Genomic DNA, 12,031 nt, shown 5'->3' with positions numbered 1-12,031 from the left:
TGACTATGACTAAACGGTCTTCCCTGGCTTTGGCCGTGCTTGCGCTGCTTGAAGAAGCGCCCATGCACCCTTACCGCATGCAACAGCTGATCGCCTTGCGCGGCAAGGACAAGGTCATCAATGTCAGCCAGCGTGCCAGCCTCTACAGCACCATCGAACGGCTGAGCCGTGACGGGATGATCCGCATTTGTGAGGTTGAGCGGGACGGGGTGCGTCCCGAACGCTCGGTGTATGAAATTACCGACACCGGACGCGCCACCGCCTACGGCTGGCTCACCGACATGCTGTCCGTTCCCACGCGCGGCTTTCCCGACTTCTATGCCGCCCTGGCCCACGCCCCTATCCTGACACCGGAAAAATTGCAGGAGTTGCTGGCAAGCCGCCGCGAGCTGGTGGCTGCAGAAGTGGCCGGGCTGCTGGATGAAATCACCCACGGCTCCACGTGCCTGCCAAGCATTCTCCTGCTGGATGCCGAACTCCTGTGCCGCACCCGCGCCACCGAGCTCGATTTCATCGACGACGTCCTCGCGGCGCTGGAGACCGGCACCATGACCTGGACCCGGGAATCTCTGGCCGAACTGACCCGCGCCAACGAGCTGCCCCTGTGATCTGGCCGCCGGGTGATCGAGCTTGTCCAGATCCAGCCGACCGCCACAACTTTGCACACCATCACTCGACGAGGAATCACGCATGAAATCCACTGCTCCACCCATTGGCAAGGCACGCACCGTCGCCCTGATCTCCCTGTTCATGGCCTCGTTCATGGAACTGCTTGACGCCACGATCGTCAACGTGGCGCTGCCCGACATTGAACGTGCACTGGGCGCCCAGAACGCCGAGCTGCAGTGGATGGTGGCCTCCTACACGCTGGCCTTGGCCATAGGACTGATCACAGGATCCCGTTTAGGTGACATCTACGGGCGCAAAAAGGTCTTCATCATCGGCCTAGTGGTATTCACGGTGGCATCCGTGCTGTGCGGCATGGCCATGAACCCGGAAATGCTCATTGCCTCCCGTGCGCTGCAGGGCTTTGCCTCCGCCGCCATGATCCCCCAAGTGCTCTCCAGCTTGCAGGTCATGTACAAACCGTCCGAGCGAGCAGGTGCCATGGCCGGGTTCTCCGCCCTGGCAGGTGTTGCTGCCGTTTCCGGGCCCATTCTGGGTGCCATCTTGACCGACGCGAACATCTTCGGATGGGGCTGGCGCACCATCTTCTTTGTCAACATCCCCGTGGGCATCTTTGCCGTGATCTGCGCCGTCAAGTTCGTGCCGGAATCGAAAGCGCCGGTGCGGCACAAACTGGACTTGTCCGGCGTTGTGGTCCTGGCCGTGGGAATGTTGGCCATACTGTACCCGCTGACCATGGGCCGGGAGGAAAATTGGCCGCTGTGGACGTTCCTGATGATGGGGTTTGGTGTGCTGGTGCTTGTGGGCTTCGTGCTGTTGCAGTGGCGTGAGGAGAGGAACGGGGGCGAGCCGTTGGTGGCAATTTCCTTGTTCAAGAGCCGCCCCTTTGCCGCAGGTATTGCCATGATGTTCTTGTTCTTCATCCCCATGAACGGCTTCTTCTTGATCCAGACCCTGTTCCTGCAGCTGGGTCTGGAGTACCCGATCTTGAAGGCGGGGCTGACCATGATTCCGTTCTCTGTCATGGTGCCGGTCCTGGCAGGGATCTCCGCGGCCATCTTGGCCAAGAAGATTGGCCGCGTGGTGTTGCAGCTGGGGCCGCTGGTGATCGCTGCCGGCTTTGTGGTGCTGATCTTTACCGTTCAAGCAGTGGGTGGAACAGTGACCCCCTGGCACCTACTGGCCGGTCTTGCCCTCAGCGGGGCCGGTTTTGGCATGGTGGTGGCACCCGTGGGCATCTTTGTGCTCTCCGAGGTCCCCACCAAATTCGCCGGCAGCGCCTCCGGGCTGTTCAACACCACCAGCCAGCTCTCGGGAGCACTTGGCGTGGCGATCATCGGAACCATCTTCTTCAACGGCCTGGAATCCAGCACGGCCACCAGCAAGTCGACGGTGTTCATTGACGGATTCACCTCCACCATGTGGATGATGGCCGGCGGCATGGTGCTCGCGGCGATTGCGGCGTCGTTCCTGCCGCGGTGGGCCTCCGAATCTGACCCTGGCGAGGATGCTCCAGCGGAACGGCGTGCGGGTGTTGCCGGAGATTGGTGCCATGACTGATTTACCCGCCGGCTCCGTCCTGGCTGTCTGCCGCGTCCACGAACTGCACCCCGATGAGGGTGCCGTGGGCGTGACCGCCATTGACAAGCGTCCCATCGAGGGGCCGGTCCCGGTGCGCCCGCTGGGCCTGTACGGTGACCTCCAGGCGGACCGGAAAAACCACGGCGGCCTGGACCAGGCAATCTACGCCTACGCCCAGGAGGATGCCGATTACTGGGCGGCGGAGCTGGGCCGGGACATCCAGCCGGGCCTCTTTGGTGAGAACCTGCGTACCCGTGGGATCGACACTTCCGGCGCCGTGATCGGGCAGCGCTGGAGGATCGGTGAAAACGTGCTGTTGGAGGTGACCTCGCCGCGTGTCCCGTGCGCCACGTTTGCCCGCCGTATGGGCGAGCCGCGCTGGGTGAAAAGGTTCACCGAGGTCGGACGGATTGGCAGCTATATGCGCGTGCTGCGCAAAGGGAAACTGCAGGCGGGGGACGCCATCGAGATTGAGTACACCCCTGACCACGGCATCACGGTGGGTAAGTTCTTCTCAAACCCCACGCCGGCGGACGTGCACACGCTGCAGGAGCTGCATGCCGCCGGGGAATTGCAACTGTCCGCGAACTATTGGCCTTACTTCGACCGGATCCTGGCCCGCGAACAGTAGGCGGCAAGGGTGTGTGCCGAAACTCACGATGACTCATCGACGTTTGCCATGTTGATTGTCTAACGTATGCCCTACAATTTAAATATCCCCCACTCCGGTATCTCCTTTTATTTTCTGCCCAATTTTTGAGGCAGGAGCCTGAAGTGTATGGGGCCCGCATAGTTTTTTAGGCGGGCAAGTAGCGTTCATAGGGGATTGCCGGCAAAGAAACGTCATACAGTGGTGACCTTGTGTCAGCATTGGCGGCCGTACCCACGGTGCGCACATGGCGCGAGATCCTGCCCGGGATGCCTAGTAGAGGCTGGATTTCTTCCAATGCGGTGTTCATTGCCGCCTGGCCCTATGAATGAGGACATCTTGACCATGCCCGAAAATACTACCGAATCCACTGAGAACGCTTCCGTGTCCACGGAAGAAGTACCGGAACTTACTTTTGCCGACCTCGGCATTGACGGCCGCGTGCTGTCCGCCCTGAGTGATGTTGGCTACGAGAAGCCCTCACCCATCCAGGCCGCCACCATCCCGCTGCTGCTCGAAGGCCGCGACGTCGTTGGCCTCGCCCAGACCGGTACCGGCAAGACGGCAGCATTCGCCGTTCCTGCCCTGTCCCGCATGGCTGAGTTGATGGACCTCAACGGCCCCACCAAGGACACCCAGATCCTTGTCCTGGCACCGACCCGCGAGCTTGCGCTGCAGGTTGCCGAAGCTTTCACCTCCTACGCCAAGCACATGGACAACTTCAGCGTCCTGCCTGTCTACGGTGGCTCCGCTTACGGCCCTCAGCTGGCCGGCCTGCGCCGCGGCGCACAGGTTGTTGTCGGCACCCCCGGCCGCGTCATCGACCACCTGTCTAAGGGGTCGCTGGACCTCTCCAACCTGCAGTACCTGGTGTTGGATGAAGCCGATGAGATGCTGCGCATGGGCTTTGCCGAAGACGTTGAGCAGATCCTGTCCAAGACGCCGAAGGAAAAGCAGGTTGCCCTGTTCTCGGCCACGATGCCCGGCGCGATTCGCCGCATCTCCAAGCAGTACCTGAACAACCCGGCAGAAGTGACGGTCAAGTCCAAGACCACCACCGGCGCCAACACCCGCCAGCGATACCTGCAGGTCATGGGCCCGCACAAGCTCGACGCCCTGACCCGCGTGCTTGAAGTTGAAGAGTTCGAAGGCGTCATCGCGTTCGTGCGGACCAAGATGGCCACGGAAGACCTGGCTGACAAGCTGAAGTCGCGTGGATTCCAGGCTGCCGCCATCAACGGCGACATCCCGCAGCAGCAGCGCGAGCGCACCATTGAGGCACTTCGCAGCGGCCACATCGACATACTGGTGGCCACCGACGTCGCCGCCCGCGGTCTGGATGTTGAGCGGATCACCCACGTGATCAACTATGACATCCCGCACGACACCGAGTCCTATGTGCACCGCATCGGCCGCACGGGCCGTGCCGGCCGCTCCGGTGACGCAATCCTGTTCATGACACCGCGCGAGAAGTACCTGCTGCGCGCCATCGAGAAGGCCACCCGCCAGCCGGTTGACCAGATGCACCTGCCGTCTGCAGAGACCATCAACTCGCTGCGCCTTGGCAAGTTCGCTGAGAAGATCACCGAGACCTTGGCCAGCCAGGACGTTGCCAAGTTCCGCGACCTGATTGCCAGCTACGAGCAGGAGCACGACGTTCCGGCGTCGGAAATCGCCGCTGCCTTAGCAGTCATGGCCCAGGGCGGGCAGCCGCTGCTGGTCAACGACCTGCCTGCAGCCCCGGAATACCAGAAGAAGGAACGCGCCAAGGACGGCTTCGGCTCACGCGGCCCGACCCGCACCCTGACCGAAGGCAACGCCACCTACCGAATTGCTGTAGGCCGTCGCCAGCGTGTCATGCCTGGCTCCATCGTGGGCGCCATTGCCAACGAAGGCGGCCTGTCCTCCTCCCAGATCGGCGGCATTGACATCCGCGCCGACCACACCTTGGTGGAATTGCCGGCAGAGCTGAGCAAGGACCAGTGGCGTGCCCTGAGCAAGACCCGCATCAGCGGCGAGCTCATCAACCTCGAGCTGGACAAGGGCCGCCGCCCCACCACCGGTGGCGCGGCCCCGTACCAGGGTGGCGGAGAGCGTAACGACCGCGGCCAGGGCGGTTTCAAGAAGAAGTTCGACGGCGACCGCAGCGGCGGATATCGCGGTGCAGACCGCGGTGCGGACCGCGGTGCGGACCGCGGTGCAGAGCGCGGCGGCTTCAACAGCGACCGCGGCCAGGGCCACACCGGCCACGGTGCCGGCGACCGCCGTCCTCGCCACGAAGGCGGACAGAGCTTCAATAGCAAGGGCAAGTGGTAACCCCCACGCGCTAAAGCGATAAAGCGTTAAAAGGCAGGGTGCCAAGAATCGGTACCCTGCCTTTTCATGCAAAAAACTGACATGTGACGCATTTCACCCCCTTCTGCTAATCGCGTGTCATAAAACAGTTATTCGAGGTTCATCTAGGCCTCTTTTTAGTCCAAAATAGGACAGTTTTGTCGCCAAAAACAGGGTGAAACTCGTAGAGGTGTGCCTCGATTTCACATCCAGCAAATCCGCTGGTAAAGTATTCTCTCGTTGCCCCCCTAGCTCAGTGGTAGAGCGCGTTCTTGGTAAGAACGAGGTCACCGGATCGATTCCGGTGGGGGGCTCTGAATGGGAAGGCTCGCGTCAAGACGGTTTTGACCGGCTAGTCACGAGCCTTCTCCCATTCATGGCGGCATAGCTCAGTTGGTTAGAGCGCACGACTCATAATCGTGAGGTCCCGAGATCGAGTCTCGGTGCCGCTACAGAAAAAGCCCCCCGAATCCAAAAGATTCTGGGGGCTTTGTCTGTTTTCGCGGCCCCCGACGGTGTTCCGGAGCCAGCCCCTGAGATAGCGTGGGCAGCACAATCCTTCGAAGGAAGAGGCACATCATGTCAAGTATTCTCATCATTGGCGGGCACGGAAAGATCGCGCTTCTACTGGCACCTTTGCTGCGCGAAGCAGGGGTGGAAGTGACCAGTCTGATCCGCAATGCCGCGCACATCGACGACGTTGTCGCGGCCGGGGGCACCCCTGTGGTGCACGACGTCGCATCCTCCTCGGTGCCCGAGCTCGCCGAACTCTTTGCCGGGCACGACGCCATCGTCTTCTCGGCGGGTGCAGGCGGCGGGAGCCCAGAGCGGACCTACGCGGTGGACAGAGACGCGGCCATTCACTCCATGGACGCGGCCGTGGCGGCCGGGGTACCCCGCTACGTGATGGTCTCCTATATGGGTGCCGGGCTCAACCACGGTGTACCGCCGGAGGACAGCTTCTTTGCCTACGCGGAGGCGAAGGCGGCCGCCGACGCCCACCTGCGCGGCAGCGCCCTAGCCTGGACCATCTTGGGCCCGGGCGCGCTCACCCTGGACCCGGCGTCGGGAAACATCACCACAACGCCGGAGAAGTCGCAAAGTAACACCTCCCGCGGCAATGTGGCCCTCGTGGCAGCCGCCGTCCTGGCCCGGCCCGAAACCATCGGGCGCACCATCGAGTTCACCGACGGTGACGTGCCCATTGATCAGGCGCTGAACCCGTAAAGTAACAAGGGTGGAACAACTTGCACTGATTGTTGGACTCCTCTTCGCCACTGTGGTTGCCGTCGGTTTGGGCGACAAGCTCCGGCTTCCCTACCCGGTGCTCATGCTCATCATGGCTGGCGCCCTGACGTTCATTCCGGGCTTCCCGGATCTGCGGATCGACCCCGAGCTGATCCTGCCCATCTTCTTGCCGCCGCTGCTCTTCGCCACGGCGCAGAAAAGCTCCTGGGCGGTCTTCCGGGTCCGGTGGCGCACCATCATCATGCTCGCCATTGCCTTGGTGGTGGTCTCCACGGCCATGGTGGCGGGCGCCGCCTGGATGTTGATCCCGGGCATCGGCATCCCCGCCGCACTAGCCTTGGGTGCCATGGCCGCCCCACCGGATCCGGTGGCCGTGGAGTCGGTCGCCGGCAGGGTCCACATGCCACGCCGGCTCATCACCGTCCTGCAAAGCGAGGGCTTGTTCAACGACGCTGCCGCCATCGTCATCTTCCAGGCCGCCGTCGCAAGTGCCATGGACGGTGAACAGTTTGGCCTGGGCGTGGTGGGCAAGTTTGTGCTCGGTGCGGTGCTCGCGGTGGTGGTGGGCATGCTGATGGGCTGGGTGACGGGGTTGATCACCAAGCTGATCACCTCCTCCGTTGCCCGCAGCGCAGTGACACTGGTGGTGCCATTCGCCGCCTACATCCTGGCCGAGGAAGTCCATGCCTCCGGCGTAATCGCAGTCGTCGTCACGGCTCTGGAGATCAAACGACACGCCCGTGCCGAGGACGCCGCCGAACGGATCACCCGGGCGGCGTTCTGGGATGTGGTGGAGCTGCTGGTCACCGGTCTCGCGTTCGGCCTGGTGGGACTTGAAGTACGCGAAGTTATCAACACCGAGGGTCCGGCCATTTGGGGCATGCTTCCGGCGGCGATCAGCATCAGTGTCCTGGTGATAGTGGTCAGGTTCCTCTGGTTTGGTCTGCTGGCCCTTCTCTCGAAGAAACACGACGACGACCTTCCGCCTACCAGCCTCAAGGACGTCATCATCTTGACCTGGTGCGGCATGCGCGGGCTTGCCACCTTGGCGTTGGCATTGGCGCTTCCCACCGTGCTTCCTTCCGGCGAGGCGTTCCCTGCACGGCACGAGATCATCGTCATCGCCTGTGCCGTGCTGCTGACCACACTGGTCCTTCCTGGCCTGACGCTACCGTGGCTCATGCGGGTGCTCAAAGCCACCGACAACGGGGTTGAGGAACGGGAAGCAGCAAAACTCCTGGCCCTTCGTGCCCAGGAGGCGGCGATTGCCGCCTTGCGCGACAACGAGGTCATCAAGAACCTGCCGCCGGAAAAGTTGTTGCTCGTCAAGGACAGGATGAAACGCCTGCACGCCGAACTACTGGACGGCGACCTGAAGGAGGAGGGCACCGACGAGCGCCGCCGTCGTGGCCGGGAACTGGCGATTGCCGTGCAAACCATAGCCTTAGACGCGGCCCGGGCCGAGGTCCTCAGTGCCCGCAACGAACCAGAGTCCGATCCCGAAGTGGTGGACAGGGTGTTGCGCCAGTTGGACCTGCGCACCATGATCATGCCGGAGAGCTAGGATCTGCAAAAATGCAGACAACGACGAAACACCTTCTCCTGGCCCGTCCGCAGGGCGGCGACCTGGCCGGCCTGCACAACATCTGCAGTGATCCGCGGGTCTGGACCCATTTCCCCAGCCTCCGGCACACCACCAGCGGGCAGACCCGGACCATGCTGGAGCAGTTCGTGGACAAATGGGACGCTGACGGGCTGGGGCCCTGGGTTGTCCGGCTTCTAGGTGATCCTGCCGTCATCGGGCACGGCGGCTGCTCCGTCAAGGGAGGCGTCTTCTGGAACCTGGGGTACAGGCTGTCCCCGGACGTCCAAGGGCGCGGCTTCGCCACTGAACTTTCACGCGAGGCCATTGCGCAGGCGACGCAGCGCCGTCCCGAACTTCCGGTCGTGGCGTACCTGCTGGAACACAATGCGGCGTCCGCACGGGTGGCCGGCAAGGCTGGCCTGGACTTGGTCCATCGCGGCCCCGACAAAGGCAATCCCGATCCCAAAGCAATCCGCCTCGTTTATGCGGACAGGCCGTTGAGCCCAGAACAGCTGGCCGTCATCCTGGAATAGCCGCTCGGGGACGGGATAGGGTGTCGTCATGGACCCCTTGCGCAGTGCGGCGGCAGGCGACTGGCTCAAGCCGCGCATAGATATTCAGTGGCACGACATGCATGCCGTGGTGCCGCGCGGATTTCCCGCATACGCCCGGATCTTTCACCCTGCGTGGCGTGATCACCCTGAAGCCACCAAAACATGGCACGGGCATGAGCTGCCGGCCCGGGGAGCAGTCCAGGGGCAAGAGGTTGGCTGGTCCGACGTCGCACTTGCCTTCGGAAAGCACATGCATGCCCTGACCCAATTCGGTCGGCTGACGGGGCCGGAAATTCCCCGGCTCGGTCCCGTCGATGCGGCCGGATGGCGCTATGGAAGCCCGGAACTGGGAAACCTCAACCCCGAGAAGTTAGCGGCAGCCGCCGTGCATCTATGTGCGCACACCTCTACGCCAAACCAAGGCGTCACCGGCATCTGGGAGGGTTACGGCGGGCTGACAAGCTCCTCCGGCTACGTAGAGTTGACCTTCGTGGACGACGGCGTGCAGCCAGACTATGGCGGTGGCTCCGAAGCGCCCAATGCAGAACCTGGCACTGGCCTGCTGCCGGCGGAGGTAGTCAACGGGGAGAGACTTCAGTTGCCGGGGCGCAGTTACTTCCTCTTCGATACGGCGCCGCGGATCTACCTTGAGCCGGGCTGGCTCCATGAAGCGCCGTGGCACCATTCACCAGATTCACCGCAATCGCCGAATCTGCTGTGGCCGGCCGACAAGAGCTGGGTGCTGGTGTCGGAAATAGATTTTGACTCCACCATTGTGGGCGGCAGTTGGGACCTCATTTCAGCACTCGCGCAAGACCCCGCCATTGAGGCGCTGGCCATTCAGGAGGGTGCCGATCTGACATGGGACGCAGACGTTCACAACCGTCCGGCACAGTAAGCACCGCACGGCCCACAGGCCACCTGAACCGCCGTTACTGGTGCATTCCACCAGCCACACGGGGTTGGCCTTGTGGAAGGACACATCGAAACTTTCAACCGCGACGTATACGGTAGATATATGTCTAGCTCCGTTGGCACTGACGCCACCTCAAAGCCCGCTCGTACGCGCAACATCCCTGCAGAGATCGCCAGGTCGTGGCTGTTGGTGCCCGCAACGCGTCCGGAAATCTTTGACGAGGCAGCAGGATCCCGGGCCGACGCCGTCGTGCTTGACATCGAAGACGCGGTCGACCCGAAGAACAAGGCAGCCGCGCGCGGTGACGTCATCGATTGGCTCCGCAACGGCGGCCAGGCCTGGGTGCGTATCAACGATGTCCACTCCGACTTCTGGGCCGACGACGTCGCCAGCCTGCGCAACACCCCCGGCCTGCTCGGCGTCATGCTCGCCAAGACCGAAAATGCGGAGCAAGTCAAGGAAACCTACCACCGCCTCGACGGCAAGACCCGTGTGCTGGCCCTGGTGGAATCCGCCGTCGGCATCGAGGAAGCTAACAACATCGCCCGCGCCGAGGGCGCGTTCCGCCTGGCCTTCGGCTCCGGTGACTTTCGCCGCGACACCGGCATGGCGGCGGACCGTGAAGCCATGGCGTACCCGCGTGCCAAGCTGGTGGTCGCCAGCCGCGTAGGTAACCTGCCCGGCCCCATCGACGGGCCCACGGTGGGAACTAACCACCCGATTCTGCGCGAACAGTCGGCCATCACCGTCTCCATGGGCATGACCGGGAAGCTGTGCCTGGCTATCGATCAGACCAACATCATCAACGAGGTCATCAGCCCCACACCCACCGACGTCGCCTGGGCGACCGACTTCATGGACGACTTCAACGCCCGCGGTGGCGTCATCCGCGACGGCTCCGACCTTCCCCGCCTAGGCCGGGCCGAGAAGATCATGAAGCTGGCCGTCGCCTACGGTGTCCAGCCGGCTGTTTAACCTCATGGCTGAAACCGGGCATGCCCTCGCGTTAGTGCGGGGGGTGTCCTGGGGCCCCGATGGGCCGTTGCTGTCGCTGACAACCGACGACGGCCCGAGCCGCCTGCCGCTCTCGGCCGGCCTCTGGTTGCGGTTTCGGGTGGAGTCCGGGGCGGACGTTGTGGCGCGGTACTGTCTGGGGTACTCCACCGTTCAGGGGCCCGTCGACTCCGAGCACTTCCCCTGCCCCACGGGGGTGGCCGCGGAGCGCGGGTACCAGTGCGGTTCCTGCTTTGCCCGGGACGGCTTCCGGTTCATGCATGACTTTCATCGCAGCGGGATTGCCCCGGCCGGGCTGAAGGCGTACATGGCCCAACCGCACTGGCTGTATGTTGCCACCTTTGCCGACGGCACCACCAAAGTGGGCACCGCCTCCCAACGCAGCAAATGGAGCCGGCTAGCGGAGCAAGGTGCCATGACGGCCCAGTATGTGGCCAGGGCCAACAACGGTTCCGTGGTGCGTGTTCTCGAGGACGCGGTATCCAAGGAACTGGGGCTGACCCAGTTGGTCCGCGGCACCGCCAAGTTCGCCTCCCTCCTTTCACCCCGCCCCGAAGCACAACTTCAGTCCGGCAACCAGGCGGGCGCCGCCGTCGTACGGGATTTTCTTCACACACTGACCCTCGACGGTTTCTCAACGTGCACCGAAACCTGGGAACGCAGTGCCTACGCCAACGCTGTGGCAAGTACCGGGCAGCGGATCGCCTACCCGCAACCACTGGATTCGGGCGGACACGGCATGCGGCTGCATTCCATGATCGGCGGTTACGCGCTGGTGACGGTGGACAACGCCGAGGCCGCTTTCCTGGCCGACCTCTCTGCACTCAAGGGCCACAAGATCAGCTTCGGCGCCTACACCACCGCTATCCCGGCCCTACAAGAATCGCTGTTCTAGGCCGGTAGCGTCTGCCTGCCTCCCAAAACTCTCTCCGTTCCCCAGCCGCTCCCACCGCTCGCAAGCTCGCGGTGGGCCCCTCGCGGCCGTGGGCCCATTCGGGTCCCTCGCCCGGTAGACTTAGCACGTGCTTAACGAATTCTGGGAAACCGCGCCGGCCGCCTATAAATACACCGTTTTTGGTGGCATGGGCCTGACCGCCATAGGTATCATCATCATCATTGTGGGGGCGCTGACGGCAACGCCAACGCTGACATTTGTGGGGCTGCCGTTCATCGGTGTGGGGCTGATCGCCCACATGAGCTCGATGATGCTGCGCGGCCGTGCAGTCCGTAAGGCGCTCAAGGCGGCCGAAAAGCGCTCCGCAGAACCCAAGTAGCACACCAAGCCGTACATGACTGGGCAGATCACGCGCTCAAAACCGATTTAGTGCGTATCCGGTTGACTCTGGTAGAGAAGACCAATGATGGACCAGAGCTGAGTCAGGCCACACCGGTCACTTCCACCCTGAACAATTTGCCGCGGTGCCTTCCCCTGGATACAGTCACGGGCCAAAAGGGACCCAAGTTTCCACTCTCACCAGTAAAAGTTGCTGATGCGGCGTCCATGACTCCGCTCCAGCGCACCA

The 12,031-nt window shown here is 63.0% G+C and carries 11 protein-coding genes and 2 tRNA genes; all 13 read left to right on the top strand.

Features of this window, described 5'->3' with window-relative positions; translation table 11 throughout:
* Positions 1-5: 5 nt before the first annotated feature.
* The 13 genes from AOC05_RS13200 (at position 6) to AOC05_RS13140 (ending at position 11,782) form a co-directional block, all read left to right on the top strand.
* Positions 6-608: a PadR family transcriptional regulator gene (locus AOC05_RS13200; RefSeq protein WP_062007617.1), complete on the top strand. Its 603-nt coding sequence runs from the start codon at positions 6-8 to the stop codon at positions 606-608.
* 82 nt (positions 609-690) lie between these two features.
* Positions 691-2,187 (top strand): MFS transporter, encoded by a 1,497-nt coding sequence (locus tag AOC05_RS13195; protein WP_062007616.1) that lies wholly within the window; start codon positions 691-693, stop codon positions 2,185-2,187.
* Positions 2,180-2,839, top strand: a complete 660-nt coding sequence (locus AOC05_RS13190) for an MOSC domain-containing protein (RefSeq protein ID WP_062009778.1) — start codon at positions 2,180-2,182, stop codon at positions 2,837-2,839. Before AOC05_RS13195 ends, AOC05_RS13190 begins: the two co-directional genes overlap by 8 nt.
* Before the next feature lie 363 nt (positions 2,840-3,202).
* The gene (locus tag AOC05_RS13185; RefSeq protein WP_231687113.1) at positions 3,203-5,173 is read left to right on the top strand and encodes a DEAD/DEAH box helicase; all 1,971 of its coding nucleotides are present in this window, start codon (positions 3,203-3,205) and stop codon (positions 5,171-5,173) included.
* 260 nt (positions 5,174-5,433) lie between these two features.
* Positions 5,434-5,505 (top strand) — tRNA-Thr (locus tag AOC05_RS13180).
* A 64-nt stretch (positions 5,506-5,569) separates the two neighbouring features.
* Positions 5,570-5,643 (top strand) — tRNA-Met (locus AOC05_RS13175).
* Between the two features lie 127 nt (positions 5,644-5,770).
* A complete protein-coding gene (locus AOC05_RS13170) occupies positions 5,771-6,418 on the top strand; it encodes an NAD(P)H-binding protein (protein WP_062007614.1) in 648 nt (215 codons plus the stop codon).
* Between the two features lie 10 nt (positions 6,419-6,428).
* Positions 6,429-8,003, top strand: a complete 1,575-nt coding sequence (locus AOC05_RS13165; protein WP_062007613.1) for a Na+/H+ antiporter — start codon at positions 6,429-6,431, stop codon at positions 8,001-8,003.
* Between the two features lie 11 nt (positions 8,004-8,014).
* Positions 8,015-8,557, top strand: a complete 543-nt coding sequence (locus tag AOC05_RS13160) for a GNAT family N-acetyltransferase (protein ID WP_062007612.1) — start codon at positions 8,015-8,017, stop codon at positions 8,555-8,557.
* A 28-nt stretch (positions 8,558-8,585) separates the two neighbouring features.
* Complete coding sequence (locus AOC05_RS13155; protein WP_062007611.1) at positions 8,586-9,476, top strand: hypothetical protein; 891 nt, start codon at positions 8,586-8,588, stop codon at positions 9,474-9,476.
* A gap of 120 nt (positions 9,477-9,596) precedes the next feature.
* Positions 9,597-10,469 carry an HpcH/HpaI aldolase/citrate lyase family protein gene (locus AOC05_RS13150; protein WP_062007610.1) on the top strand — a complete coding sequence of 291 codons (873 nt, stop codon included), beginning with the start codon at positions 9,597-9,599 and terminating at the stop codon, positions 10,467-10,469.
* A 4-nt stretch (positions 10,470-10,473) separates the two neighbouring features.
* Positions 10,474-11,403, top strand: coding sequence for a DUF2797 domain-containing protein (locus AOC05_RS13145; RefSeq protein ID WP_062009776.1), 930 nt, complete (start codon positions 10,474-10,476; stop codon positions 11,401-11,403).
* 127 nt (positions 11,404-11,530) lie between these two features.
* Positions 11,531-11,782 carry a hypothetical protein gene (locus AOC05_RS13140; RefSeq protein WP_062007609.1) on the top strand — a complete coding sequence of 84 codons (252 nt, stop codon included), beginning with the start codon at positions 11,531-11,533 and terminating at the stop codon, positions 11,780-11,782.
* Positions 11,783-12,031 lie beyond the last annotated feature (249 nt).

The sequence above is a fragment of the Arthrobacter alpinus genome, assembly GCF_001294625.1.
Taxonomy (GTDB): Bacteria; Actinomycetota; Actinomycetes; order Actinomycetales; family Micrococcaceae; genus Specibacter; species Specibacter alpinus_A.
Note: the sequence above shows the minus strand (reverse complement) of the source record. Positions and strands in the feature narration are given on the sequence as shown.

What these genes read in the sequence shown, in the direction of transcription:
- AOC05_RS13200 (WP_062007617.1), top strand. Translation starts at nt 6, where the DNA reads ATGACTAAACGGTCTTCCCTGGCTTTGGCCGTGCTTGCGCTGCTTGAA.
- AOC05_RS13195 (WP_062007616.1), top strand. Translation starts at nt 691, where the DNA reads ATGAAATCCACTGCTCCACCCATTGGCAAGGCACGCACCGTCGCCCTG.
- AOC05_RS13190 (WP_062009778.1), top strand. Translation starts at nt 2,180, where the DNA reads ATGACTGATTTACCCGCCGGCTCCGTCCTGGCTGTCTGCCGCGTCCAC.
- AOC05_RS13185 (WP_231687113.1), top strand. Translation starts at nt 3,203, where the DNA reads ATGCCCGAAAATACTACCGAATCCACTGAGAACGCTTCCGTGTCCACG.
- AOC05_RS13170 (WP_062007614.1), top strand. Translation starts at nt 5,771, where the DNA reads ATGTCAAGTATTCTCATCATTGGCGGGCACGGAAAGATCGCGCTTCTA.
- AOC05_RS13160 (WP_062007612.1), top strand. Translation starts at nt 8,015, where the DNA reads ATGCAGACAACGACGAAACACCTTCTCCTGGCCCGTCCGCAGGGCGGC.
- AOC05_RS13155 (WP_062007611.1), top strand. Translation starts at nt 8,586, where the DNA reads ATGGACCCCTTGCGCAGTGCGGCGGCAGGCGACTGGCTCAAGCCGCGC.
- AOC05_RS13150 (WP_062007610.1), top strand. Translation starts at nt 9,597, where the DNA reads ATGTCTAGCTCCGTTGGCACTGACGCCACCTCAAAGCCCGCTCGTACG.
- AOC05_RS13145 (WP_062009776.1), top strand. Translation starts at nt 10,474, where the DNA reads ATGGCTGAAACCGGGCATGCCCTCGCGTTAGTGCGGGGGGTGTCCTGG.